This is a genomic window from Acidovorax sp. LjRoot117, from assembly GCF_964252695.1.
Lineage (GTDB): Bacteria > Pseudomonadota > Gammaproteobacteria > Burkholderiales > Burkholderiaceae_C > Acidovorax.
Genome location: NZ_CAXUPO020000001.1, coordinates 379,456 through 404,615, shown reverse-complemented (window position 1 = coordinate 404,615; position 25,160 = coordinate 379,456). Strand labels below are relative to the sequence as shown.

At 67.3% G+C, this 25,160-nt stretch carries 18 protein-coding genes; 5 read left to right on the top strand and 13 right to left on the bottom strand.

Annotated features, from left to right (window positions below):
• Positions 1-24: 24 nt before the first annotated feature.
• Together ACSQ3D_RS01795 and ACSQ3D_RS01790 are read right to left on the bottom strand one after the other, a co-directional pair.
• Positions 25-2,331, bottom strand: coding sequence for an NADP-dependent malic enzyme (locus ACSQ3D_RS01795; RefSeq protein ID WP_056415839.1), 2,307 nt, complete (start codon positions 2,329-2,331; stop codon positions 25-27).
• 175 nt (positions 2,332-2,506) lie between these two features.
• Complete coding sequence (locus tag ACSQ3D_RS01790) at positions 2,507-3,994, bottom strand: nucleobase:cation symporter-2 family protein (protein WP_436125728.1); 1,488 nt, start codon at positions 3,992-3,994, stop codon at positions 2,507-2,509.
• A gap of 323 nt (positions 3,995-4,317) precedes the next feature.
• Between ACSQ3D_RS01790 and ACSQ3D_RS01785 the strand changes: the two genes are divergently transcribed.
• A complete protein-coding gene (locus ACSQ3D_RS01785) occupies positions 4,318-4,851 on the top strand; it encodes a hypothetical protein (RefSeq protein WP_436125727.1) in 534 nt (177 codons plus the stop codon).
• Between the two features lie 72 nt (positions 4,852-4,923).
• Here ACSQ3D_RS01785 and ACSQ3D_RS01780 read toward each other — a convergent pair whose 3' ends face one another.
• The 7 genes from ACSQ3D_RS01780 to ACSQ3D_RS01750 all read right to left on the bottom strand — a co-directional run bounded on the left by ACSQ3D_RS01780 (position 4,924) and on the right by ACSQ3D_RS01750 (position 13,113).
• Positions 4,924-5,691 carry a GntR family transcriptional regulator gene (locus tag ACSQ3D_RS01780; RefSeq protein WP_436125726.1) on the bottom strand — a complete coding sequence of 256 codons (768 nt, stop codon included), beginning with the start codon at positions 5,689-5,691 and terminating at the stop codon, positions 4,924-4,926.
• Between the two features lie 52 nt (positions 5,692-5,743).
• Positions 5,744-6,511 carry an aspartate/glutamate racemase family protein gene (locus ACSQ3D_RS01775; protein WP_436125725.1) on the bottom strand — a complete coding sequence of 256 codons (768 nt, stop codon included), beginning with the start codon at positions 6,509-6,511 and terminating at the stop codon, positions 5,744-5,746.
• 20 nt (positions 6,512-6,531) lie between these two features.
• Positions 6,532-8,016 carry an NCS1 family nucleobase:cation symporter-1 gene (locus ACSQ3D_RS01770; protein WP_436125724.1) on the bottom strand — a complete coding sequence of 495 codons (1,485 nt, stop codon included), beginning with the start codon at positions 8,014-8,016 and terminating at the stop codon, positions 6,532-6,534.
• Between the two features lie 242 nt (positions 8,017-8,258).
• Entirely contained in the window at positions 8,259-8,951 is a 693-nt protein-coding gene (locus ACSQ3D_RS01765; RefSeq protein WP_436125723.1) for a GntR family transcriptional regulator, read from the bottom strand.
• A 67-nt stretch (positions 8,952-9,018) separates the two neighbouring features.
• A complete protein-coding gene (locus ACSQ3D_RS01760) occupies positions 9,019-10,863 on the bottom strand; it encodes a methyl-accepting chemotaxis protein (RefSeq protein ID WP_436125722.1) in 1,845 nt (614 codons plus the stop codon).
• A gap of 99 nt (positions 10,864-10,962) precedes the next feature.
• Positions 10,963-11,790 carry a transporter substrate-binding domain-containing protein gene (locus ACSQ3D_RS01755; protein WP_436125721.1) on the bottom strand — a complete coding sequence of 276 codons (828 nt, stop codon included), beginning with the start codon at positions 11,788-11,790 and terminating at the stop codon, positions 10,963-10,965.
• Positions 11,791-11,832: 42 nt separating this feature from the next.
• Complete coding sequence (locus ACSQ3D_RS01750; protein ID WP_436125720.1) at positions 11,833-13,113, bottom strand: C4-dicarboxylate transporter DctA; 1,281 nt, start codon at positions 13,111-13,113, stop codon at positions 11,833-11,835.
• 214 nt (positions 13,114-13,327) lie between these two features.
• Between ACSQ3D_RS01750 and ACSQ3D_RS01745 the strand changes: the two genes are divergently transcribed.
• Entirely contained in the window at positions 13,328-14,668 is a 1,341-nt protein-coding gene (locus ACSQ3D_RS01745) for a glycerate kinase type-2 family protein (protein WP_436125719.1), read from the top strand.
• A 120-nt stretch (positions 14,669-14,788) separates the two neighbouring features.
• Here the strand turns inward: ACSQ3D_RS01745 and ACSQ3D_RS01740 are convergent, their stop codons facing one another.
• Positions 14,789-15,718 (bottom strand): LysR substrate-binding domain-containing protein, encoded by a 930-nt coding sequence (locus ACSQ3D_RS01740; RefSeq protein ID WP_436125718.1) that lies wholly within the window; start codon positions 15,716-15,718, stop codon positions 14,789-14,791.
• A 121-nt stretch (positions 15,719-15,839) separates the two neighbouring features.
• Here ACSQ3D_RS01740 and gcl point away from each other — a divergent pair, with 121 nt between their 5' ends.
• The 3 genes from gcl (at position 15,840) to glxR (ending at position 19,634) form a co-directional block, all read left to right on the top strand.
• Complete coding sequence (gcl, locus tag ACSQ3D_RS01735; protein WP_436125717.1) at positions 15,840-17,630, top strand: glyoxylate carboligase; 1,791 nt, start codon at positions 15,840-15,842, stop codon at positions 17,628-17,630.
• 259 nt (positions 17,631-17,889) lie between these two features.
• Positions 17,890-18,669, top strand: a complete 780-nt coding sequence (gene hyi / locus ACSQ3D_RS01730; RefSeq protein ID WP_436125716.1) for a hydroxypyruvate isomerase — start codon at positions 17,890-17,892, stop codon at positions 18,667-18,669.
• A gap of 50 nt (positions 18,670-18,719) precedes the next feature.
• Positions 18,720-19,634 carry a 2-hydroxy-3-oxopropionate reductase gene (glxR, locus tag ACSQ3D_RS01725; RefSeq protein ID WP_436125715.1) on the top strand — a complete coding sequence of 305 codons (915 nt, stop codon included), beginning with the start codon at positions 18,720-18,722 and terminating at the stop codon, positions 19,632-19,634.
• 110 nt (positions 19,635-19,744) lie between these two features.
• Here glxR and ggt read toward each other — a convergent pair whose 3' ends face one another.
• The 3 genes from ggt to uraD form a co-directional block, all read right to left on the bottom strand.
• A complete protein-coding gene (gene ggt / locus ACSQ3D_RS01720) occupies positions 19,745-21,532 on the bottom strand; it encodes a gamma-glutamyltransferase (RefSeq protein ID WP_436125714.1) in 1,788 nt (595 codons plus the stop codon).
• Between the two features lie 611 nt (positions 21,533-22,143).
• A complete protein-coding gene (locus tag ACSQ3D_RS01715) occupies positions 22,144-23,385 on the bottom strand; it encodes a M20 family metallopeptidase (RefSeq protein WP_436125713.1) in 1,242 nt (413 codons plus the stop codon).
• A complete protein-coding gene (gene uraD / locus ACSQ3D_RS01710) occupies positions 23,382-25,160 on the bottom strand; it encodes a 2-oxo-4-hydroxy-4-carboxy-5-ureidoimidazoline decarboxylase (protein ID WP_436125712.1) in 1,779 nt (592 codons plus the stop codon). Before uraD ends, ACSQ3D_RS01715 begins: the two co-directional genes overlap by 4 nt.

Sequence of the window (25,160 nt, the reverse complement as noted above, 5' to 3'; positions counted from 1 at the left end):
TTGTCGTTGGTGCGCTGCTGGCAGTCAGCTCTTGCGCGATGCCGCGCTGGCCACCGCCAGGGCCGTCATGTTGAACACCCGGCGCACCGTGGCCGCGGGGGTCAGGATGTAGGCGGTGGCGGCGCCGCCCATCAGGATGGGGCCCACCGTCACGCCGCCGCTGGTCGTGGTCTTGAGCACGTTGTACAGGATGTTGGCGGCATCCAGGTTGGGGCAGATCAGCAGGTTGGCCGAGTCGCTGAGCGTGGATTCCGCCATGTACACATTGCGGATGTTCGGGTCCAGCGCGGCGTCGCCGTGCAGTTCGCCGTCGCACTCGATCTCGGGGTGGGCGGCCACGAACAGGTCACGGGCTTCGCGCATCTTGCGGGCCGAGGGGCGCTTGGACGAGCCGTAGCTCGAATGCGACAGGAACGCCACCTTGGCGGGCAGGCCGAAGTGCTGCACCTCCTGCACCGACATCCAGGCAATGTCCGCCAGCTGCTGGGCCGTGGGGTTCTCGTTCACATAGGTATCGGCGATGAACAGCGTGCCGCGGTCGGTCATCAGCGCGTTCAGCGCCGCGTAGTCGTTCACGCCTGCCTGACGGCCCAGGATGCTGTGGATGCGCTCCAGGTGCGTCTCGTACGTGCCCACCAGGCCGCAGATCATCGCGTCGGCGTCGCCCAGCGACACCATCAGCGAGGCGATGATGGTGTTGGAGCGGCGCACCGCGGCCTTGGCCACCTCGGGCGTCGCGCCGTTGCGCTGGTTGAGCTGGTGGTAGTGCTCCCAGTATTGCCGGAAACGCGGGTCGTCCTCGGGGTTGCAGACCTCGACGTCCTTGCCCAGCCGCATGCGCAGGCCGGCTTTCTCGATGCGCGCCGCAATGACGGCAGGGCGGCCGATAAGGATGGGGTGGGCGATCTTGTCGTCGATGGCCATCTGCGCGGCGCGCAGCGCGCGCTCGTCTTCACCGTCGGCGTAGGCCACGCGCTTTTGGCCCTCGGGCAGCGCCTTGGCCGCCGTGATCACGGGGCGCATCAGCATGCCGGTTTGATACACGAAGCGCGACAGGGCTTCCTTGTACGCTTCCATGTCTTCGATGGGGCGCGTGGCCACGCCGGACTCTGCAGCGGCCTTGGCCACGGCTGGCGCGATCTTCAGGATCAGGCGCGAGTCGAACGGCGTGGGGATCAGGTAATCGGGGCCGAAGGTGAGTTCCTTGCCTGCATAGGCGCTGGCCACTTCCTCGCTGATGTCGGCCTTGGCCAGGTCGGCGATCTGGCGCACACAGGCGAGCTTCATCGCTTCGGTGATCTTGGTCGCGCCGCAGTCCAGCGCGCCGCGGAAGATGTACGGAAAGCACAGGACGTTGTTGACCTGGTTCGGGTAGTCCGAGCGGCCCGTGGCGATGATGCAGTCCGGGCGGATGGCCTTGGCCAGTTCGGGGCGGATCTCGGGCTCGGGGTTGGCCAGCGCCAGGATGATGGGCTTGGGCGCCATGGTCTTGACCATCTCGGCCGTGAGCACGCCGGGTGCCGAGCAGCCCAGGAACACGTCGGCGCCATCGACCACGTCGGCCAGCGTGCGGGCCTCGGTCTTTTGCGCATAGCGCTGCTTGGAGGCGTCGAGCCCGCCGGGGCGACCGTCCCAGATCACGCCCTTGGAGTCCACCATGAAGATGTGCTCGCGCTTGACGCCCAGGCCCACCATCACGTCCACGCAGGCAATGGCTGCGGCACCCGCGCCCGAGACGGCGATCTTCACCGCGCCGATCTCCTTGCCCACCAGCTCCAGGCCGTTGAGCAGCGCAGCGCTGGAGATGATGGCCGTGCCGTGCTGGTCGTCATGGAACACCGGGATGTTCATGCGCGCACTGAGCTGCTGCTCGATGTAGAAGCACTCTGGCGCCTTGATGTCTTCCAGGTTCACGCCGCCCAGCGTGGGCTCCATGGCCGCGATGATGTCCACCAGCTTGTCCGGGTCGCGCTCGGCCAGTTCGATGTCGAACACGTCCACGCCAGCGAACTTCTTGAACAGGCAACCCTTGCCTTCCATCACCGGCTTGCCGGCCAGCGGGCCGATGTCGCCCAGGCCCAGCACGGCCGTGCCGTTGGTGATCACGCCCACCAGGTTGCCGCGCGAGGTGTAGTCGAACGCCTTGGACGGGTCGGCCTGGATATCCAGGCACGGGTAGGCCACGCCGGGCGAATACGCCAGCGACAGGTCGCGCTGGTTGGACAGGGGCTTGGTGGGGGTCACCGCAATCTTGCCCCGGGTGGGGTTGCGGTGGTATTCACGCGCGGCGTCGCGCAGCGCCTCTTCGGCGGCGGAAAGTTTCTGGGTCATACGGAAATCCTGGAAGTCTTCGGCGGAATGCAAAACAAGGGTACCCGATGGCACGGGTGGCTGGCATGGCGGTTTATGCGTATGCAGCATGAAGCCAAAACCCCCTGGCAGCCCGGCTGCAAGGGGGTCATCACGGTGCGGGCGGCAGCGCTTTCTGGCAGCGGGCGGCGGGACGCTAGTGGGCGTCGGCCTGGCGTGCGGCGTTCACAGCGGCGGAGGTGTCGCGGCTGGCGCCATTGAAGAAAACGTTCAGGGCCACGGCCGTGATCGAGGCCAGCAGGATACCGGATTCGATCAGCGGGTGGATCGCGTGCGGCATCCACTGGCGAAAGCTCGGCGCGATCAGCGGGATCATGCCCACGCCGATGGACACGGCCACGATCATCGCGTTGAAGCGGTTGTGCTTGAAGTCCACCCCGCCCAGGATGCGGATGCCCGTGGCGGCCACCATGCCGAACATCACCAGGCCCGCGCCGCCCAGCACCATGGTGGGCAGCGATTCGACCAGCGCCGCCATCTTGGGCAGCACGCCCAGCACGATCAGGATCACGCCGCCCGCAACGCAGACGAAGCGGCTCTTGACGCCGGTGACGGCCACCAGGCCCACGTTCTGCGAGAAGCTGGTGTACGGAAAGGTGTTGAAGATGCCGCCCAGCAGCGTGCCCAGGCCGTCGGTGCGCAGGCCGCGCGTGAGGTCGGCCTGCTCGATCTTGCGGTCCGTCATCTCGCCCAGCGCGAGGAACATGCCGGTCGACTCGATCATCACCACGATCATCACGAGCGTCATGGTCAGGATCAATATGGGGTCGAACACCGGCCCCGCGATCTCGAACGCCAGCACGAAGTCGAACCACTGCGCCTTGGCCACCTTCTCGAACGACATCAGGCCCATGGCCACCGCGATCACGGCGCCGATCACGATGCCCAGCAGCACCGAGATGTTGGCGATGAAGCCGCGTGCGAACTTGGCGATGAGCAAAATGGACACCAGCACCACCGCCGAGATGCCCACGCCCGTGAGGTCCGCGTAGCGGGGGTTGGGCACCGTGGGCACCACGGCAAAGCCCTTGGGCACGGGCGGCAGCGACGAGCCCGGCGCACCGGCGGCCGACTGCATCTCGGTCAGCCACTTGAGGTGCTCGGGGTTCACCACGCTGGGCGCGGTGGGTCCCACGGGGTTGCCGAAGATCCAGTTGATGCCCACGCGCATCAGGCTGATGCCGATGACCGCGATGATGGTGCCGGTGACCACCGGCGGAAAGAACCGCAGCATGCGGCTGACCAGTGGCGCGATCAGGATGGACACCACCCCCGCGCCGATCACCGAGCCGAAGATCAGCCCTGCGCCCGCCGTGCCGCTGGTGCTCTGCGCCATCGACACCATCGGCGCCACCGACGCGAAGGTCACGCCCATCATCACCGGCAGGCGGATGCCGAACCACTGCGTGGCGCCCAGCGCCTGGATCAGCGTGACCAGCCCGCACACGAACAGGTCAGCCGAGATCAGCTTGGCCACCTGGTCGGGCGTGAGGTTGAGCGCGCGGCCCACGATGAGCGGCACCGCTACCGCGCCCGCATACATCACCAGCACATGCTGCAACCCCAGCGCGGTCAGGCGCCCCAGGGGCAGGTGTTCGTCCACGGGGTGCACAGACGGTTGCATGGGAAATCTCCTTGAGGTGGGGCGCGGTGTGGGGATCTGCGTGCATGTGCGTGGCACTCAGCTTTGGTGCACAGCGATCCATACAAAAAGTGTATACACATTGGTTGGGCCGGTTTACTACGGTAAACCCTAGGTGCGGGCGCCCGGCTGAGGCCGGTGCGCAGGCAAAAGGCCGCGGGCGGGCAGGGGTTTCGGGCGGTGGCGGCAGGCGCTTTTTTACAATCGCGGCTCGCCGCTGCGTCGTGACTGCGCCACCGCTGTGGAGTCGCACCCGCTGCTGCGTCTGCCGCTGCAGCGGCTGCTCCTCCCCAGACGCCCGCTCCATGAACCTGTCCCCGCTCCGAACCTCCCTTGCCGCTGATGCCGCCAATGCCGCTGATGCCCGCCCACCCGCAGGCGTGCTGGCCCGCTGGCGCCTGGCGCTGGCCGTGGGCATGGTGGTGGTGGGTGCGGCCTGCATGGATGGCTATCCCCAACAAGACGCCCCCGCGCTCGATCCGTTCACGATGACGCAGGGCCAGCGGCTGGCGCAAATGAACGTGTTGGGTGGTGAAGCGCATGCCGAGCGCCGCTGGAGCTACGAGCTGTTGCCCGGCTGCGTGCTGCGCATCGACGTCGATGGCCCGGCAGGCCCGCGTCCCTCCTTCGACCTACCCCTGCTAGGCGCCGCCGTCACCTTGGCCAACGACCGGGCCGATGCCACGTTCGACGTGAACGTGGCCCTGGGCCCCACCCGGCGGGAGGCTGCGGTGTCGGTTCTGGAGGCGCAGACCTGGGTGCAGGCCAGCGGCATGCAGTTGCTGCTGCGGGTGCTACAAAAGGGCTGCGTGGAGGCGCAGGACGCTGCGCGCTCCTGACGCTCTGGAAAGCTGTGAATGCTCGGTGGCGCCTGATGCTGCCTGGCGCAGACTGGTGCAGCTTGGTCCCGCTCAGGCCAGCAAGGCCTTGACCAAATCCGTCTGGCGGTCGGGCCGCCCGGTGTCGAGCTCCAGGTTGGCTTCAATGCGCCGCAGGTGCTCCATCATGCTGGCCACGGCGGCATCGGCATTGCCTGCGCGGCACAGTTGCAAGAACTCTGCGTGTTCTTCCGACGAGCAGTGCGGGTCGTTCGACGAGTGGTACAGCATGGCGATCAAGGAACTGCGCGCCACCAGCTCGCGCACCAGCTCGGTCAGCGTGCGGTTGCCTGTGGCCTCGGCCAGCACCACGTGGAAGTCGCCCAGCAGCTTCTCGCGCACGCGGCCGGTGGTGGTGCTGCCCCGCAGCGCCGCGCGCTCGAAGCGGATGTGCTGCTCCAGCAGCTGGTAATCGGCGTCGCCGGCCGTGGCCACGAACAGGCGCACGACCTCGCTCTCCAGCACACGCCGCACGGCGAACACCTCGCGCGCGTCCTGCACGCTCGGGCGGCTCACGAAGGCGCCCTTGTCGGGGATGATCTCGATCAACTTGTCCTTGGACAGCATCACCAGCGCCGCGCGGATCTTGGTGCGGCTCACGGAGTAGACGCGGCCCAGCGCTTCCTCGCGCAGCCAGGTGCCGGGCGGCAGGCGCTTCTCGACGATGGCGGTGGCCAGGTCTTGTGCAATGCTTTCGGTGGATGCCAGTCGATCGTCCGCCGGGGCCAGCATGCCCTCCACGGGCTCAGGCGCGGTGTCCGGAGGGGCGGCAGTACGGGTGCTGGATCGGGCGCGGGGCATGCCCGATTGTGGCTGGGATGGCCGGGGCGAAGCCATCCTCGCAGACCCTGGTTTAAGCCGCGCGCGGTAGGCGCACCGCCGTGGCAGGCTGCAGCGCAAAACCCGTCAGCGTGCCCGCCATGGCCTTGGGCAGCGGCCGCGCCAGCTCGCCGTGCTTGCTGGTGCGAAGGCCCAGCAGCACCAGCGATTCGACCATCGAAGTGGCGGCTGCCACGCCGTCGATCACCGGCACGCCCAGCGCTTGCGAAATGTGCTCGCACAGGTCGGCCATGCCCGCGCAGCCCAGCACCAGCGTGTCGCAGCCGTCTTCGGCCAGCGCGCGGCGGCATTCGTCGGTGATGCGCTCGCGCGCGTTCGAGCCGGGCACTTCAAGCTCCAGCACCGGCAGCTCGCAGGCCCGCACGTTGGCGCAAAAGCGCTGCATGCCGTAGATCTCGGCCAGGTGCCATGCCTGGCCCATGGTGCGGGAGAGTGTGGTCACCACCGAGAACTTCGAGCCCACCATGCTGGCCATGTGCATGGCCGCCTCGGCGATGCCCACCACCGGGCCGCGCGCCAGCTCGCGTGCGGGTTTGAGGCCCGGGTCGCCGAAGCAGGCGATCACATAGCCGTCCATTCCGTCGCGCTCGCCGGCCGCGATCTCTTGCAGCAGGCCGGGCACGGCCAGTGCCTCGTCGTAGTGGCTCTCGATGGAGGCCGGGCCCATGGCAGGGCTCACCGCCAGCACCTCGGTGCCGGGCCGCGCCACGGCGCGTGCGCAGGCACCGATCTTCTCGGTCATGCTCCAGGTGGTGTTGGGGTTGATGATCTTGATGCGCACGGATTCGCTCTTTCTTTTTTTTAGTTCTTGCGGTTCAACGCCAGGTAGATGACGAAGCCCAGGCCCATGCCGATGAACCAGGCGTAGTTGGCGGCCGGCCGCAGCACGGGCACGAACACGCACAGGATGGGCACCAGGGCCGCGGGGATCAGCGTCCAGATGGCGCGCGGGTTGTAGCCCTTGCTGTACCAGTAGGCGCCGCGGCTGTTCATGGTGTAGAGGTCGTCCACCAGCACCTGTTGGCGGCGCACGTAGTAGTAGTCGGCGATCAGGATGCCGAACAGCGGGCCGATGAAGGAGCCCAGCACGTCCAGGGTGTAGTGGATCACCTCGGGGTTGTTGTACAGGTTCCAGGGGGTGATGAAGATCGAGCACACGGCGGCGATCATGCCGCCCGTGCGCCAGCTGATGTGCTGCGGCGCCACGTTGGAGAAGTCGAACGCGGGCGACACGAAGTTGGCCACGATGTTGATGCCCACGGTGGCGATCATGAAGGTCAGCGCGCCCAGCACCACCGCGGTAGTGCTGTCGATCTTGCCCACGGTGTGCACCGGGTCGGTGATCAGCTCGCCGAACACCGGCAGCGTGGCCGCCGTGGTCACCACCGTGAGCAGCGAGAAGAACACGAAGTTGACCGGCAGGCCCCAGAAGTTGCCTTTCTTCACCGCGTCAAAACTCTTGCCGTAGCGCGAGAAGTCGCCGAAGTTCAGCATCGGTCCGCTGAAGTAGCTCACCACCAGCGCAATGGCCGACAGCATCACGGGCACCGCGTCCCAACCCTGGAACTTGATGCCGCCCAGGTTCAGGTCGATGTTCTTCCAGCCCGCCTTCCACACCAGCCAGCCGCACAGCACCGCCATCACCACGTACACCGCGGGGCCCGCCCAGTCGATGAACTTGCGGATCGCCTCCATGCCGTGCCAGAACACCAGCGCCTGCAGCACCCACATCACCATGAACGCCAGCCAGCCCAGGCTGGACAGGCCTGCAAAGCCGTGCTGCGTGACGTCCGCATACGGCGCAAGGCCCGGAAAGAAATGCAGCGTCAGCAGCAAAAACGCGCCGGACGCCAGGTAGGTCTGGATGCCGTACCACGCCACTGCGATCAGCCCGCGGATGATGGCCGGGATGTTGGCGCCCAGCACCCCGAAGGACGCACGGCAGATCACGGGGTAGGGCGTGCCGGTGACCTGGCTGGGCTTGGCCACCAGGTTGCAGAAGAACTGCACGATGACGATGCCCACCAGCAGCGCCACCAGCACCTGCCAGCTCGACAGGCCCAGTGCGAACAGGCTGCCCGCCGTGATGTAGCCGCCCACGCTGTGCACGTCGGACATCCAGAACGCGAAGATGTTGTACTGGCCCCAGGTCTGGCGTTTGAGCGGCGCCAGGTCCTCGTTGGTCAGGCGCGGGTCGTAGCCCGGCTTGATCAGGGCGTTGCCATGGTGCGGGCCGGCGGGCTCGGTGCCCGCCGTCAAGGGTGTGCTGCTGACGGCTGTGTTCACGGGTGTCTCCTCGTGTGGAAAAGGACGGGTTCCGGGCATCTGCGGCCTGGATTATTTTGTACCCTATATTTGTATACAAAAAATGGGTGCAATAAAACGCCGTTGGAGCACGAATTGACAGGGGTTTACCCGCATGCGCACGAACGCGTGCAATAAACAAAAACCGCCCGAGCCGTGGAGGCCGGGGCGGTTGCTGGGTGGGAATGGAATGGGAGGGAGAAGGAGACGCAGAGAGAGGCAGGTCAGCCGTCGGTGCTGGCCCGCGCACCGGGCAGCGGCGTGAGCGAGTCGCGCAGCCGGTCGCGCACCATGGGCTGGTCGTGGTTCAGCGCATCTTCCACATGGCCGATGTGGGCCAGCAGGCGTTCGCGCGCCAGTGCGGTGTCGCCGGCTTCCAGCGCCTCGACGATGGCTTCGTGCTCGGCGCACGACTGGCTGGCCTCGTGCCGGGATTGATAGAGCGACGCTGCCAGCGTGGTGCGTGCCGTCAGGTCGCGCAGGATGTCGCTCAGGCTGCGGTGGCCCATGCTCTCGGCCAGGCACACATGGAAGTCCGCCAGCAGGAAGGCGCGCGTGGCCGCGTCCGCACCGTCAATGGCCTGCTGCTCTTCGGCGATGTGCGCGCGCAGCCGCGGCGTGACCGACTGCAGGGGCCGCCCGGCGTCGGCCAGGATGCCCGATTCGATGATGCGCCGGGCCGAGAACGCATCGCGCGCATCGTCCACCGACGGCTCCACCACATACCAGCCGCGGCGCGGGCGCACCTCGACGAAGCCGCGCGCCTGCAGTTGCATCAGCGCTTCGCGCACCAGGGTGCGGCTCACGCCGAACAGATCGGCCAGCTCCTGTTCGCCCAGACGCTCGCCGGGGGACAGCTTCTGGGCCAGTATGGACTCGACCACCTGCTGTGCGATCTGGTTCGGGCTGATGCTCATGGATAGTGGTGGTGGTGATATGTGGCGGGCAGCGCCAGTCTAGGGGTAGGGCAGGGTAAAGGCAGCGTCAGCGCGGGAGCGCCAGGCGGGACGTCGCAGAAGATGCGGCGCGGTCGCCGTCGAGCTTGAAGCCTGCCACGGTGCGCGCCAGGTGGTGGGCCTGCTCGTTCAGCACGGACGACGCTGCGGTGGATTGTTCCACCAATGCGGCATTTTGCTGTGTCGAGCGGTCCATCTCGGCCACGGCCTGGTTGATCTGGCCGATGCCCGCGCTTTGTTCGTTCATCGAGCCGTTGATCTCGCCGATGATCTGCGCCACCCGCTGGATGTCCTGCACGATCTCGCCCATGGTCTTGCCTGCGGCCTGCACGCGATGCGTGCCGGTGGCCACGCTCGCGCCCGAGGCGTCGATCAGCGTCTTGATCTCCTTGGCGGCCGTCGCGCTGCGGTGGGCCAGGCTGCGCACCTCGCTGGCCACCACGGCAAAGCCACGACCATTCTCACCCGCGCGGGCTGCCTCCACCGCCGCGTTCAGCGCCAGGATGTTGGTCTGGAATGCGATGGAGTCGATCACGCCGATGATCTCGCCGATCTTGGCCGAGGCGGCCGAGATCTCGTCCATCGTGCTCACCGCGCCGGCCACCACATCACCACCCCGCATGGCCGTGGCGCTGGCCGAGTCGGCCAGGCGTGTGGCCTGGGCGGCCGCCTCGGCCGACTGCTTGAGGGTGACCGTCAGTTGCGAAAGCGAGGCCGAGGTTTCCTGCAGCGCGCTGGCCGAGCCTTCGGTGCGGTTGGACAAATCCTGGTTGCCGGCCTTGATCTCGTCGGTGGCGGTCTTCATCGACTCCACGCCCTGGCGCACGTCCTGCAGGACGGTGCCGATCTTGTCCACGAAGCTGTTGAACGACATGGCGATCTGCGCCACCTCGTCGCGCCCCTGCACGGGCAGGCGGTGCGTGAGGTCGCCGCTGCCCGAGCCCACTTCATCCATCGCATCGCGCACCTGCGACAGGCGGCGGAACGACTGCGCGGTGAGCAGCGCGGTGACGCCGGCCGCGGCCAGCACCAGCAGCACGATGGCGACGGCCGAGGTACGCACCACGCTGGCAAGGCCCGCCGTGGCCTCGGCCTTGTCCAGCGCCACCACCAGCAGCCAGTCCGTGCCCTGCACGGGCAGTGCGCGCAGCAGCTTGGGCGCGCCGTTGAGTTCGGCTTCGAGCGAGTGGCTCGCGCCCTGCAGCGTGGACACCACGGCGGGCGTGAGCGCGGCGGACAGCTCTGCCACCGGCTTGAGCATGCGCTGTGCATCGGGGTGGGCCAGCACCAGCCCGTCCTTGTCGATCACGAAGCCCAGGCTGCTGGGCGTGGGGTGCACGGCGGCCACGACCTCCTGCACGCCCTTGAGCGGCACGGCGCCGCTGATCGCGCCCTGCGCCGTGCCATCGCGCAGGATGGGTGCGGCGAACGACACGAAGGGCTCGCCGGTGGAGGCATCGCCATATGGCTTGGTCACCACCAGCTTGCCGGCCTGCAGCGCGCTCTTGTACCAGGGGCGGGCGGTGGGGTCGTAGGTGGGCGGCGTGGTGCTGCTGCTCGACACCCAGGTCTTGTCCTGCCAGCCGCCCGTGGTCACCGGAAAGCCGCCGGACTTGTTCATGTGCAGCACCAGGCCCTTGGGGTCGCCGGGCTCGACCACGGCGGCTGTGGCCGTCACGGCCGTGGCCTTGGCGGCCACCCATTTCTCGATGGCCAGCGTGTTGCCCGAGGCGATGGCGGCGAGGTTCTCCTCGATGGTCTGCAGCGTGGCGGACCGCACGATGGTGTAGGTGGCCGCGCCCGTGAGCGCCAGGGCCACGGTGACGGCTGCGGTGGTGATGAGCAGGATGCGGGTGCGAAGCGAGGTGATCATGGAACTGTTCCTGGGCCTGTGGGGCGGTGAGGCGCAGTATGCGTCGGCTCGCAGTGCCCGCATCCTGCGCCCGATCTAGTGGCGGTATACGGGCGTCAGTCAACTCTTGCCATCGCGAAACATGTCTGGTGACAGGCTGTGCCTGAACCAGTGGATGGCATTGACCATGAGGGCCTGGGACGACCGGGCCTGGGACAGAAACGCTTCGATCCGGGCCAGGAGCCGGGGCTCTTGCTTGCGCACGCCGATGTAGCAATGGCTCTGGCGCAGCACGGCCAGCCGCCGCACGCGCTCACGCATGGCGACATCGGGAATGGACTCGGCCACCACATTGCCTGCGGCGAAGGCATCGATGCTGCGGCGCGCGTAAGCCTCCAGCAGGGGGGCCGAACTGTCGAACGCCATGGCGGTGGCCTGGGGGGCCTGGGCCTTCAGCTCGGCTTCTTCCAGGCTGCCGCGCACGACGCCCACCTTGCGGCCTTTGAGTGCCGCGGCGTCGGCGATGCCGGAATTCGCGTCGCTGAAAATGCCCATGTAGGTGGGCGCATAGGACGACGAAAAATCGATCTGCTTTTCGCGCTCTGCCGTCTTGCCCAGGCTGGAGATGATCACATCGACACGGTCTTCGAGCAGGGCCGGTATCCGGTCCGCACTGGCCACCGGCAGGGGCTTGAGCGCCACCTTCAGGTCGGCCGCCAGCATGCGCGCGATGGTGATGTCGAAACCATCCAGAACATCTTTGTTGGTAAACCCGAAAGGAGGAAATTCTTGAGGAACGGCGACACGAAGTGTTTTGTTCTGCAGGATTTTTTCCAGCTGGTCTGATTTGCCGGTGCCCTGGGCACTGGCCCCCGTCCAGCTCAAGGTGGAGAGGCCAGTGGCGCCTGCGATCAGCAGGCGACGCGTCGGGGAGTGCGGGGCAGCCATGTGATTTTCCTGTGGAGTGGGCACGTGGTCATCGTGCCACCATCATTTGCGTGTGGATTGGGGCTCGCGGCCGTCCAGCACGGCATGGGCGCGTTCGCGGTCGATGTCGCCCTCCCATGCGGCGATGGCCACCGTGGCCACGCAGTTGCCGATCAGGTTGCCCAGGGCACGGGCAATGCCCATGAACCAGTCCACCGACAGCACCAGCACCAGCCCGATGGCCGGAATGGCCGGGATCGCATGCAGCGTGGCCGCCAGCACCACGATGGCCGAGCCCGGCACGCCATGCGCGCCCTTGGACGTGACCAGCGAGATCGCCAGGATGGTCAGCAGGTCGGCCATGGAGATCGGCGTGTTCGTGGCCTGGGCGATGAACACGGCGGCCAGCGTGATGTAGATCGAGAACGCGTCCAGGTTGAACGAGTAGCCCGTGGGGATCACCAGGCCCACGGTCGAATCGCGGATGCCCATGTGCTTGAGCTTGGCCATGATCTGGGGCAGCACGCTGTCGGACGACGTGGTGGCGAACACCACGGCCAGCTCCTCGCGCAGGTAGCGCAGCAGCTTGAACAGGCTGAAGCCCGACACCCGCATGATGAGGCCCAGCACCACCACCACGAACAGGAACACCGCCGCATAGAACAGCACCACCAGCATGCCCAGCTGCTTGAGCGAGCCGATGCCGTACTTGCCCACAGTGAACGCGATGGCACCCAGCACGCCCAGCGGCGCCAGCTTGATGATCAGGCCCATGGTCTTGAACAGCACGTGCGACAGGTCTTCGATGAGGCTGGTGATGCGCGCGCCGCGCTCGCCCAGCAGCGCCAGTGCGCAGCCGAAGATGATGGAGAACAGGAGCACCTGCAGCACGTCGCCGGTGGCGAACGCGCTCACGGCGGTGGTGGGGATGAGCTTGAGCAGAAAGTCGCTGAAGCCGCCGCCCGTGAGCTTGCTGGCGTTTTCCGCATAGGCGCCCATGGCCTTGGGGTCCAGCGCGCTCGGGTCCACATTCATGCCGACGCCGGGCTCGAACCAGAACGCAAGCGCCAGGCCCAGCACCAGCGCGATGGAGGTGACCACCTCGAAGTAGATGAGCGACTTGATGCCCACCCGGCCCACCCGCTTCAAGTCACCCGTGCCGGCAATGCCATGCACCACCACGCAGAAGACGATGAGCGGAATCAGCATCTTGATGAGCTTGATGAAGCCGTCGCCCAGTGGCTTGAGCTGCACGGCCGTGTCGGGCCAGAACAGCCCGACGGCCACGCCGGCAATCAAGGCCAGGATCACCCGGCCGAATAAGGAGTTGAGGAAGCGGAGCATGGGAACCCTTTGCGGAAAAAAGGAGGAAGTGGCACTGCGATCAATCTTGCATACAAAAAATGTAGGCAAGTGTTGCGCACCAGAACATAGGGTTATCCCCCGATGGCGGCGCCGCAACGGTCCTGCGCCCACGGGGTGGACGGTTGAAGTTCTTTTGACTTGCGCGCAGGGTATGGGCCGGCCGGGTGCCGCACAATCGCCCGCGGAGACCACCATGACCGCTGACCACAACGTGCCCGACCCCGTTCGCCAAAGCGGCGAATTCCTCGAATACCTGTACCGCGTGGCCGTGCGCCGCGCGCTGCCGCTGCACAACACCGCGGCCTTCCTGCCCACACCGCCCAGCCCGGAGAGCGGCGGGCGCACCCTGGTGCTGGGCGCTGGCAAGGCCGGAGGCGCCATGGCCCAGGCGGTGGAGGCCCTGTGGCCGGCCGATGCGCCGCTGTCGGGCCTGGTGGTGACGCGCTACCACCACACGCCGCCCCGGCCGGAAGGCCTGCCCCAGCGCATCGAGGTGGTCGAGGCCGCGCACCCTGTGCCCGATGCGGACGGGCTCGACGCCGCGCAGCGCATCCTGGCGCTCACTCAGGGTTTGACGGAAAACGACCTGGTCCTGTGCCTGATCTCGGGCGGCGGCTCGGCCCTGCTCACGCTGCCGGCCGACGGACTCACGCTCGAAGACAAGCAGCGCATCAACAAGGCGCTGCTCGAGAGCGGCGCCGCCATCGACGAGATGAACTGCGTGCGCAAGCACCTCTCGCGCATCAAGGGCGGGCGCCTGGCGGCGGCCTGCGCACCCGCGCGCGTGGTCACGCTCACCATCAGCGACGTGCCGGGCGACGACCCCTCGGTCATCGCCAGCGGCCCCACTGTGCCCGACGCCACCACCTGCGCCGACGCGCTGGCCATCCTGGCGCGCTATCACATCGACATCCCCGCAAGCGTGCGCGCTGCGCTGCAGGCCGGTGACCTCGAAACCCCCAAGCCCGGCGACGCCGTCTTCGCAGGCCACGCCGTGCACATGACGGCCACGCCCCAGCAGTCGCTGGAGGCAGCGGCCGAGGCCGCGCGGGCGGCGGGTGTGCCGGCGTACATCCTGTCCGACGAGATCGAGGGCGAATCGCGCGAGGTGGGCAAGGTGCACGCGGCGCTGGCACGGGCCGTGGCGCGCCATGGCCAGCCCTTTGCGCGGCCCTGCGTGATCCTCTCGGGGGGCGAGACCACCGTCACGGTCCGCCCGCGCGCACCGGGCGCTCCCAAGGGCCGGGGCGGCCGCGCGGGCGAGTTCTGCCTGGGGCTCGCGCAGGCGTTGCAGGGCCAGGCGGGCGTGTGGGCCCTGGCGGCAGATACCGACGGCATCGACGGCGTGGAAGACAACGCCGGAGCCCGCGTGGCGCCCGACACCCTGGCGCGCGCCACGGCTCAGGGCCTGCGCATTGCGGACGGCCTGGACCGCAACGATGCGTACGGCTACTTCGATGCGCTGGGCGACCTGGTCGTCACCGGGCCCACGCACACGAACGTCAATGACTTCCGGGCGATCCTGATTTTGTAGCGGCTGGCGCTGGCTGGGCCTGGGCTGCAGGGCGATAAGGTGCTGGGTTTTGGGCTGGCGTTGTGCCTGATCCTTAACCCCTCTCCCCAGGGCGAACCCTCGCCATCTCCCAGCCATCCTTTACTTCCTGGCCGCCCCCTCCCGCGGCAACGCAGCCACCCAGTCCTTGCCAAACCGCCCCTGCAAAAACGCGACGAACGCCTGCACCTTCTGCGGCACCAGCCGCGGTGACGGGTACACCGCATGGATATCCTGTTCGGGCAGGCGGCAGGTCTTGAGCACCTCCACCACGCGCCCTGCCGCCAGCGACTCCACCGCCACGTAGTGCGGCAGCGCCGCGATGCCCATGTGCGCGCGCGCCGCCGCCAGCAGCGCAGAGAGGTTGTTGGACCGCAGCCGCCCCGTGACGGGCACCGAGACCGCCTCGCCGCTCGCATTGCGCAGCCGCCACAGGTCGTTGCCCTGCACGCTGCTGTAGATCAGCGTGGCGTGGTCCTTCAGGTCCGACGGCCGGCGCGGCGTGCCGTGGCGGCGCAGGTAGGTGGGCGAGGCCACCAGCACCCAGGGGTTCATGCCCAGCGTGCGCGCACCCAGGGCCGAGTCGGCGAGCTTGCCCAGGCGGATCGCCACATCGATGCCGTGGGCCACCAGGTCGGTGTACCGGTCCTCGAAGCTCAGGTCCAGCTGCACCTGCGGGTTCTGCGCCATGAACTCCAGCGCCAGCGGCACCACCACGCGCCGCCCAAACGCCACCGAGCTGCCCACGCGCAGCTGGCCGTGCACCTGGGTCTGGCGCACGCGCACCACGCTCTCGGCGTCGGCCACGTCGGTCACGATGGCCTTGCACTTCTCGTAGTACAGCGCACCGGGCTCGGTCAGGCTCACGCCGCGCGTGTTGCGGTTGAGCAGCCGCACCTTCAGGTGTGCCTCCATGGCGGCCACCTGCTTGGTCACCGTGGGCTGCGTGGTGGCGAATTCGCGGGCCACCTTGGTGAAGCTGCCGGTCTCCACCACGCGCACGAACATCTGCATGGCATCGAGGCGGTCCATGGTCTGTCTCCTGTTGCGGTCCAGATTTATTCCTGGCTGGAATAAATTTTATGGTCCATCGCCACCTTCCGCCCGACGAGGGGCTTGCCTAAAGTTTGACCATCCACAAGGAGGTCAAGCAATGGCAAGAATGAAGGCAATCGAAGCGGCCGTGAAGGTGCTCGAGAAGGAAGGCGTGAGCGTCGCGTTCGGCGTGCCCGGCGCCGCCATCAACCCGCTGTACGCGGCGATGAAGGCGCATGGCGGCATCGGCCACATCCTGGCGCGCCATGTGGAGGGCGCCAGCCACATGGCCGAGGGCTACACCCGCGCCGTCGCCGGCAACATCGGCGTGTGCATCGGCACCAGCGGCCCCGCAGGCACCGACATGGTCACCGGCCTGTACTCGGCCAGCGCGGATTCCATCCCCATCCTGTGCATCACCGGCCAGGCGCCACGCGCCCGCCTGCACAAGGAAGATTTCCAGGCTGTGGACATCGCCACCATCGCCAAGAGCGTGACCAAGTGGGCCACCACCGTGCTGGAGCCCGCGCAGGTGCCGCAGGTGTTCCAGCAGGCGTTCCACCTCATGCGCTCGGGCCGGCCGGGGCCGGTGCTGATCGATTTGCCCATCGACGTGCAACTGGCCGAGATCGAGTTCGACCCCGACACCTACGAACCCCTGGTGCCCTACAGGCCCGCCGCCACCCGTGCGCAGATCGAGAAGGCGCTGGGCATGCTGAACGACGCGGAGCGCCCGTTGATCGTGGCAGGCGGCGGCATCATCAACGCCGATGCATCGGACCTGCTGGTGCAGCTGGCCGAGCTGCTGGGCGTGCCGGTGATCCCCACCCTCATGGGCTGGGGCAGCATCCCCGACGACCACCCGCTCATGGCCGGCATGTGCGGCCTGCAGACCAGCCAGCGCTACGGCAATGCCAGCATGCTCGCCAGCGATTTCGTGCTGGGCATCGGCAACCGCTGGGCCAACCGGCACACGGGGTCCGTCGATGTGTACACCCGGGGTCGGAAGTTCGTGCACGTGGACATCGAGCCCACGCAGATCGGCCGCGTGTTCGCGCCGGACTTCGGCATCGTCTCCGATGCGGGCGCAGCGCTCCGGCTCTTTGTGGAGGTGGCGCGTGAATGGAAAGCCGCGGGGCGCCTGAAGGACCGCAGAGGCTGGGCCGCCGAATGCCTGGGCCGCAAGCACAGCGTGGACTACCTGCGCAAGACCCACTTCGACAGCGTGCCCATGAAGCCGCAGCGTGTGTACCAGTGCATGAACCGCGCGCTGGGCAAGGACGTGTGCTACGTCTCCACCATCGGTCTGTCGCAGATCGCGGGCGCGCAGTTTTTACACGTGTACCAGCCGCGCCACTGGATCAACTGCGGCCAGGCCGGCCCGCTGGGCTGGACGGTGCCCGCCGCCCTGGGCGTGCGCGTGGCCGACCCGGCGCGCAAGATCGTGGCGCTGTCGGGCGACTACGACTTCCAGTTCATGATCGAGGAGCTGGCCGTGGGCGCGCAGTTCAAGCTGCCCTACATCCACGTGCTGGTCAACAACAGCTACCTGGGCCTGATCCGCCAGGCGCAGCGCAGCTTCAGCATCGACTACTGCGTGCAGCTCGCGTTCGACAACGTGAACATGGCCGAGGGCGAAGTGGCGCGCGGCTACGGCGTGGACCACGTGAAGGTCGTCGAAGGCCTGGGCTGCAAGGCCATCCGTGTGCACCGCCCCGAGGAGTTCGCACCCGCTCTTGCCCAGGCCGAGGCCTGGATGGCCGAGCACGCCACGCCCGTGGTCATCGAGGTGATCCTGGAGCGCGTGACCAACATCGCCATGGGCACGGAGATCGACAACGTCGTCGAGTTCGAGGAACTGGCCACGCAGGCGGCCGACGTGCCGAGTGCGCTGGCGGTGCTGGACTGACGCGACCCCCACCGTTCAGCCTGAGCCTGTCGAAGGCCGCCTCAGTGCCCCGGCTTCGACAGGCTCAGCCCGAACGGTGGATGGGACGGGCGTCAACCTGCGCCCTGCAAAGACAACCTCAAATCCAAACCGTTCAGCCTGAGCTTGTCGAAGGCCACCCCAAGCCCTGGCCTCGACAGGCGCAGCCCGAACGGTATGGGGTGGGGGCCCAGCTCAACGCAATCCACATTGTTTTACCCATCGTCACGGAGACCTTCCCATGCCCCGCTTTGCTGCCAACCTCAGCATGCTGTTCACCGAGGTGCCTTTCCTCGACCGCTTCGAGCGCGCTGCCCGCGCCGGATTCCAAGCCGTGGAATTCCTCTTCCCCTACGCCCACACCCCCGAGGAACTGCGCGCACAGATTGACGCACACCACCTGCAGATCGTGCTGCACAACCTGCCCGCCGGCGACTGGGACGCGGGCGAGCGCGGCATCGCATGCCACCCGGATCGCATTGCCGAGTTCCGCGCCGGCGTGGCCCGCGCCATCACCTATGCGAAGGCGCTGGGCGTGCCGCAACTCAACTGCCTGGCCGGCAAGGCGCCTGCGGGTGTGGACGCCACCGTGCTGCACCACACCCTGGTGGAGAACCTGCGCTTCGCGGCCACCGAGCTCAAGGCGGCCGGCCTGCGCCTGCTGGTCGAGCCCATCAACCCGTTCGACATCCCGGGCTTCTACCTCACCCGCACGGACCAGGCGCTGGACATCCTGGACGAGGTGGGCGCCAGCAACGCCTTCGTGCAGTACGACGTCTACCACGCCCAGCGCACCGAGGGCGAGCTGGCCGCCACGCTGCAAAAGCATCTGCCGCGCATCGGCCACGTGCAGGTGGCCGACAACCCCGGCCGCCATGAGCCGGGCACGGGCGAGATCAACTACCGCTACCTGTTCGCGCACCTGGACCGCGTCGGATACGAAGGCTGGGTGGGCTGCGAATACCGGCCTGCACGTACCACGGACATCGGCCTGGGGTGGCGCACGGCGCTTACCGCATGAGCCACCACCCACGGATGTACGAATCAACACAACACAAGGAGAACAAGAACATGACCGACACCCCCCGCAAACTCGGTTTCATCGGCCTGGGCATCATGGGCGCGCCCCTATGCGGCCACCTCATCGCCGCCGGCCACCAGCTGTACGTGCACACGCGTGGCCGGGTGGCGCCGCAGATCGCAGAGAGCAGTGCCACGCAGTGCACCACGGCGCGCGGCGTGGCCGAGCGGGCCGACATCATCTTCCTGATGCTGCCCGACACGCCCGATGTGGAGAAGGTGCTGTTCGGCGCCGACGGCGTGGCCCAAGGCTTGAAGGGCAGTGTGGGCAAGGTGGTGGTGGACATGAGTTCCATCTCGCCCGTGGCCACCAAGGACTTCGCGGCGCGCATCGAGGCCGTGGGCGCGCAGTACCTGGACGCCCCCGTGTCGGGCGGCGAGCTGGGCGCGAAGAACGCCACGCTGTCCATCATGGTCGGCGGCCCCGAGGCTGTGTTCGAGCGCATCCGGCCGCTGTTCGAGCGCCTGGGCAAGAACATCACCCTGGTGGGCGGCAACGGCGACGGCCAGACTGCCAAAGTGGCCAACCAGATCATCGTCGCCCTGAACATCGAGGCCGTGGCCGAAGCACTGCTCTTCGCCGCCCGCGCGGGCGCCGACCCGGCCCGCGTGCGCCAGGCGCTGCTGGGCGGCTTTGCCTCGTCCAAGATTTTGGAGGTGCATGCCGAGCGCATGATCCAGCGCAGGTTCGAGCCGGGCTTTCGAATCGGGCTGCACCAGAAGGACCTGAACCTTGCGTTGTCGAGCGCTCGCACGCTGGGGGTGCCGCTGCCCAATACGGCCATGGCGCAGGAGCTGTTCAACGCCTGCGTCGCGCATGGCGGCCAGGGCTGGGACCACTCGGCGATGGTGCGGGCGCTGGAGAAGATGGCGAATTTCGAGATCGGGCAGGCATCGCCAGCCTGAAGCTGGCGGGCATGAAAAATCCCGCTGGCCTTTCGGCGAGCGGGATTTTAGGTTTGATGGACTGCTACCGCTTGTCTATCAAGCGCTAGCAGCTATCAAATAAATAGCAATCAGTACCCCAGCGTCTTCCCATCCGGATTGCGCGGATCCGAGTAGCCATACAGCGCGCCGCCGCGAATCTGGATGGTCTGCGTGCGGCCCATCGACGGCTTGACTGCGATGTTGTGGCCACGTTGCTTGAGCAGGGCAATGGTGTCGGGCGAGAGGCCCTTTTCCACGCGCAGTTCGTCGGGCGTCCACTGGTGGTGCACGCGGGGTGCGGCAGCGGCTTCGGCAGGGTTCATGCCGAAGTCGATGGTGTTGACCACCGTCTGCAGTACCGTGGTGATGATGCGCGCGCCGCCGGGGCTGCCGGTCACCAGGGTGGGCTTGCCGTCCTTCAGGACCAGGGTGGGCGTCATCGACGACAGGGGGCGCTTCTTGGCGGCCACCGCGTTGGCGTCGCCGCCGACCAGGCCGTAGGCGTTGGCCACGCCGGGCTTGGCCGAGAAGTCGTCCATCTCGTTGTTGAGCAAAATGCCCGTGCCCTTGGCGACGATGCCGCTGCCGAAGTTGGTGTTCAGCGTGTACGTCACGGCCACGGCGTTGCCGGCCTTGTCCACCACGGAGTAGTGGGTGGTCTGGTCGCTCTCATACGGCTGGGGCTGGCCGGGCTTGATGCTCTTGCCGCTGCGTGCGGTGTTGGCTTCGATGCCCTTGGCCAGGGACTCGGCGTAGCGCTTGGAGGTCAGGCCCTTCAAAGGGATCTTCACGAAGTCCGGGTCGCCCAGGTACTCGGCGCGGTCGGCGTACGCGAGCTTCATGCTCTCGGCCATGTAGTGGATGGTCTGCGCGCTGTTGGGGCCCCACTGGGCCAGGGGCAGGGGCTCCAGCATGTTCAGGATCTGCACCAGGTGCGGGCCGCCGGAGGAGGGTGGCGGCATGGTCACGATCTCATAGCCGCGGTAGGTACCGCGCGTGGGCACGCGCTCGGCCACCTTGTATTCGCGCAGGTCCTGCAGCGTCAGGGCCCCGGCGTGCGGTGCCATTTCGGCGGCGATCTTCTGGGCGATCTCGCCTTCATAGAAAGCCTTGGCGCCTTGCTGGCCGATCAGGCGCATGGACTGGGCCAGGTCTTTCTGCACCAGCGGCTCGCCCACCTTCAGCGGTTCGCCGTTCTTCCAGAAGATGGCTTGGGTGGCGGGCCAGTTGCCCATGTTCTTCTTTTCCTGCTGCAGGATCTTGACGAGCGTCTCGCTCACCGGGAAACCTTTGTCGGCCAGCTCGATGGCGGGGGCGATCACGCGCGACAGCGGCAGGGTGCCCCAGGTCTTGAGCGCATGCTCCATGCCGGCCACGGTGCCGGGCACGCCCACGGCGTAGTGGGTGTACAGCGACTTGCCGTCCACCACGTTGCCCTTGGCATCGAGGTACATGTCGCGCGTGGCCTTGATGGGCGCCACTTCGCGGAAGTCCAGGGCCACGCTCTTGCCGGTCTTGGCGTCGTGCACCACCATGAACCCGCCGCCGCCCAGGTTGCCCGCATTGGGCAGGGCCACGGCCAGCGCAAAGCCGATGCCGACAGCGGCATCCACCGCGTTGCCGCCGGCTTTCAGGATGTCGAGGCCGATCTGCGAGGCCAGCTCCTGCTCGGTGGCGACCATGCCGTTGCGTGCCACCACGGGGTGGAACACGTCCATGTCGAAGTCGTACGCGGCGCTGGCGGCCTGGGCCGAGGCCGTTTGCTGTACGGCGGGGGCGGGTGCTGCGGTGGCAGCGGGCGGCGTGCTGCCGCAGGCGGTGAGGCTGGCCAGGGCCAGCGCGACGCTGCCGGCCAGCAGCGTTTGGCGAATGTTCATTGCAGATCTCCTTGTGTTGTTGATGGGGGGCGCGACGAAAAACGCAAACCGGTTCAAAACAAAACGGGCGCCTCCATCGTGTGGAAGCGCCCGCGACAGTGTAGGCCGGTCAACGCGCCGCCAGAAGCGATTGCGCCATGACTTTGCAGCGCGGCAATGATGCGCGTGCGGCATGACCGGGGCTTATGGATCGCTTCCCTTCACTTCAAATAAGCGAGAACCGTTCACGCTGAGCTTGTCGAAGCGCTGCGAAAGGCTTCGAAAGGCTCAGCCCGAATGGCGTGGGGCGGATGAAAGGTTGGACGCACATTCGTGTCAAACCGCCAAAGCGTTCCAAACTCGGAAAGAAGAAAAACCGTTCACGCTGAGCCTGTCGAAGCGCTGCGCAAGGCTTCGACAAGCTCAGCCCGAACGGTATGGGGTGTTGAACGACGGAGCGCGAACCCGTGTGAAATCGCCAAAGCGCTCCAAGCTCGGAAAGAAGAAAAACCGTTCACGCTGAGCTCGTCGAAGCGCCGCGCGAGGCTTCGACAGGCTCAGCCTGAACGGTGTGCGGTACTGAGTGATGGACGGCGAATGAGCGTGGGATCGATCGCCCAAGCGTTCCAGGGTCAGGCCAACAGGTCGCTCAACGAGCGCGCGATGACCTTGGTGGCGCGGCGCAGGTCTTCGAGTTGCAGGCGCTCGTCGGCGCGCTTGGCGTGCGACTCGAGCACGGTGCGCGGGCCGGCGCCGTAGATCACGCCGGGGATGCCGCGCTCCACATACAGGCGCACATCGGTGTACAGCGGCGTGCCCACGGCAGGCACGGGCTCGCCGATCACGACCTGCGCGTGCTTCTGGATGGCTTCTACCAGCGGCTGGTTGCCGGCCAGCGGCGTCATCGCGTTGGCCAGCAGCAGGCGCTTGATGTCCACGCTGATGCCGGCACGCTCGCCCGCCGCCTGTTCGATGATGCGGCGGATGGCGGCTTCCACTTCCACCGGGTTCTCTTCGGGGATCATGCGGCGGTCGAGCTTGAACATGACCTTGCCGGGCACGACGTTGGTGTTGGTGCCGCCCTCGATGCGGCCGACGTTCAGGTACGGGTGCTTGATGCCTTCGACCTTGGACGTGACCTTCTTGTACTCGTCGTTCTGCGCATACAGCGCGTTCAGGATGTGCACTGCGCCCTGCAGCGCGTCCACGCCGGTGTGGGGTACGGCGGCGTGGGCCATCTTGCCGTGCACGGTCACTTCCATCTGCAGGCAGCCGTTGTGGGCGGTGACCACTTCGTAGCTGAAACCGGCCGCGATCATCAGGTCGGGCTTCGTCAAGCCCTTCTGCAGCAGCCAGCCGGGACCGAGTTCGCCGCCGAATTCCTCGTCGTAGGTGAAGTGCAGTTCCACCGCGCCCCGGGTGGGCTTGGCGACGGCTTCCAGCGCGCGCACCGCGAAGGTGAAGCTTGCAAAGTCGCTCTTGCTCACAGCGGTGGCGCGGCCGTACATGGCACCATGAACGATCTCGGCGCCGTAGGGGTCGTGCGTCCAGCCTTCGCCAGGGGGCACGACGTCGCCGTGGGCGTTCAGGGCGATGGTCTTGCCGCCGTCGCCGTACGGTCTGCGCACGATGAGGTTGGTGATGGACTCCATGCCATAGGCCAACACGTCGGCGGCCGGAACGGCGTGCTTTTCAGCGGTGTAGCCGAACTCGGTCAACAACTCCGCAGTGCGTTCGGCGTGCGGAGCGTTGTTGCCGGGCGGGGTGTCGGTGGGCACGCGCACCAGCGCCTGCAGGAAGCGCACTTCCTCGTCGAAGTGCTGGTCGATCCAGGCGTCCAGCGCGGCGTAGTTCTGTGGGGTGTTCGTCGTCATGGTTGTTGTTCCTCGGCAAGTTGGCGCAGGACCTGGGTGAAGGCGTCCACGGCCAGCTGGATGTCGTTGTTGGTGGTGGATTCGAGCGGGTTGTGGCTGATGCCGGAGTTCAGTCCGCGCACGAAGAGCATGGCCTGGGGCATGATTTCGTGCAGCTTCATCGCGTCGTGTCCCGCCCCGCTGGGCATGCGGAACACGGGCACGCCCAGCGTGTCCACGGCGCGCTCCCAGTGGTGCTGCCAGGCGGGTGCGCTGGGCGCGGCGGCGGCGCGCATGGATTCTTCCAGTGTGTAGCGCAGGCCGCGGCGGGCGGCGATCTTGGCAAGCTGCTCCTTCACGTCGCTCACCAGCGCGTCGCGCTGGGCGTCGGTGGGCGCGCGCAGGTCCAGGCTGAATTGGCAGCGGCCGGGCACCACGTTGATGGAGCCTGCAGGCACCTGCAGCTGGCCGATGGTGCCCACCGAGTCGCCGTCCTGTGCAGCGCGCTGCTCCACGTACAGCGCCAGTTCCGCCACGGCCACGGCCGCGTCGCGGCGGCGGTCCATGGGGGTGGTGCCGGCGTGGCTGGCGGTGCCGATCATCTCGCACAGGAAGCGCACGCTGCCGTTGATGGAAGTGACCACGCCCAGGGGCAGGTCCAACTCGTTGAGCACGGGGCCCTGCTCGATGTGCACTTCGATGAAGCCCAGGTACTGCGCGGGGTCGCGCTGGAGCTTGGGAATGTCGTCGATGCACAAGCCCGCGTGCTGCATGGCCGCGCGCATGGTCACGCCGTCCACATCCTTCTGGTCCAGCCAGGCGGGGTTGAAGTCGCCGATGAGCGCGCCCGAGCCGAGGAAGGTGGCCTTGTAGCGCTGGCCTTCTTCTTCGGCAAAGCCCACCACCTCGATGCCGAAGGGCAGCCGCCGGCCGGCGCGGTGCAGCTCGCGCACGCAGGCCATGGGCACGAAGATGCCCAGGCGGCCGTCGTACTTGCCGCCGTTGCGCACGGTGTCGTAGTGCGATCCCGTGATGAGGTAGCGCGCACCCTCGGTGGCCGGGTGGTAGCGCCCCACCACGTTGCCCACGGCGTCAATCTCCACTTCGTCGAAGCCGCAGTCGCGCATCCAGTGGCTGATGCGCTGGGCGCAGGCGCGGTGCGCGTCGGTCAGATACGTGACGGTGAGCTGGCCCTTTTCTGCGAAGCCGGGGTCGGAGTGTTCGGCCAGCTTTTCCTGCCAGTCCCACACGTCGTTGCCCAGCAGGGGCTCGGCAGCGAACTTGTCGTTCAGGCGAATCTCGGCGATGCGGTGGATGTTGCGCAGGGCCTCGGCCAGTTCGAACTCGGGGTGGTTGTCCAGGCGGCGCGCAAACGTGTCGATGATCTCCCGCTTGGGCAGGCCGGTGCCGCGCGGCCCGCGCACCGCCAGGATGAACGGAAAGCCGAAGCGCTGGTTGTACGCGGTGTTGAGCGCCTGGATGCGGTCAAACTCTTCGGGCGTGCACTGCGTGAGGCCCGCCTTGCTCTGCTCGTTGGTGGACTCGGCCGTGAGGTTCTGCGCCACCATGGCCTTGCCCGCCAGTTCGGGGTGGGCGCGGATGAGGGCCAACTGCGCCTCGGTGCCAGCGGTGCGCACGGCTTGGGCCATGGCGTGCTGCAGGTGGGCCAGCGATCGGAACGGCCGCTGCGCCAGCGCCTGCTCGGCGATCCAGGGTGAGTGCTCGTACAGGCCGTCCAGCAGCTGCAGGGCCTCGGCCGCACTGGCCGTGTTGAGTTGTTCCAGGGTCAGGGCCAT

Coding starts and splice junctions, on each gene's coding strand:
- ACSQ3D_RS01795 (WP_056415839.1), bottom strand. CDS start 2,331: ATGACCCAGAAACTTTCCGCCGCCGAAGAGGCGCTGCGCGACGCCGCG.
- ACSQ3D_RS01790 (WP_436125728.1), bottom strand. CDS start 3,994: ATGCAACCGTCTGTGCACCCCGTGGACGAACACCTGCCCCTGGGGCGC.
- ACSQ3D_RS01785 (WP_436125727.1), top strand. CDS start 4,318: ATGAACCTGTCCCCGCTCCGAACCTCCCTTGCCGCTGATGCCGCCAAT.
- ACSQ3D_RS01780 (WP_436125726.1), bottom strand. CDS start 5,691: ATGCCCCGCGCCCGATCCAGCACCCGTACTGCCGCCCCTCCGGACACC.
- ACSQ3D_RS01765 (WP_436125723.1), bottom strand. CDS start 8,951: ATGAGCATCAGCCCGAACCAGATCGCACAGCAGGTGGTCGAGTCCATA.
- ACSQ3D_RS01760 (WP_436125722.1), bottom strand. CDS start 10,863: ATGATCACCTCGCTTCGCACCCGCATCCTGCTCATCACCACCGCAGCC.
- ACSQ3D_RS01755 (WP_436125721.1), bottom strand. CDS start 11,790: ATGGCTGCCCCGCACTCCCCGACGCGTCGCCTGCTGATCGCAGGCGCC.
- ACSQ3D_RS01750 (WP_436125720.1), bottom strand. CDS start 13,113: ATGCTCCGCTTCCTCAACTCCTTATTCGGCCGGGTGATCCTGGCCTTG.
- ACSQ3D_RS01745 (WP_436125719.1), top strand. CDS start 13,328: ATGACCGCTGACCACAACGTGCCCGACCCCGTTCGCCAAAGCGGCGAA.
- ACSQ3D_RS01740 (WP_436125718.1), bottom strand. CDS start 15,718: ATGGACCGCCTCGATGCCATGCAGATGTTCGTGCGCGTGGTGGAGACC.
- gcl (WP_436125717.1), top strand. CDS start 15,840: ATGGCAAGAATGAAGGCAATCGAAGCGGCCGTGAAGGTGCTCGAGAAG.
- hyi (WP_436125716.1), top strand. CDS start 17,890: ATGCCCCGCTTTGCTGCCAACCTCAGCATGCTGTTCACCGAGGTGCCT.
- glxR (WP_436125715.1), top strand. CDS start 18,720: ATGACCGACACCCCCCGCAAACTCGGTTTCATCGGCCTGGGCATCATG.
- ggt (WP_436125714.1), bottom strand. CDS start 21,532: ATGAACATTCGCCAAACGCTGCTGGCCGGCAGCGTCGCGCTGGCCCTG.
- ACSQ3D_RS01715 (WP_436125713.1), bottom strand. CDS start 23,385: ATGACGACGAACACCCCACAGAACTACGCCGCGCTGGACGCCTGGATC.
- uraD (WP_436125712.1), bottom strand. CDS start 25,160: ATGGCCCTGACCCTGGAACAACTCAACACGGCCAGTGCGGCCGAGGCC.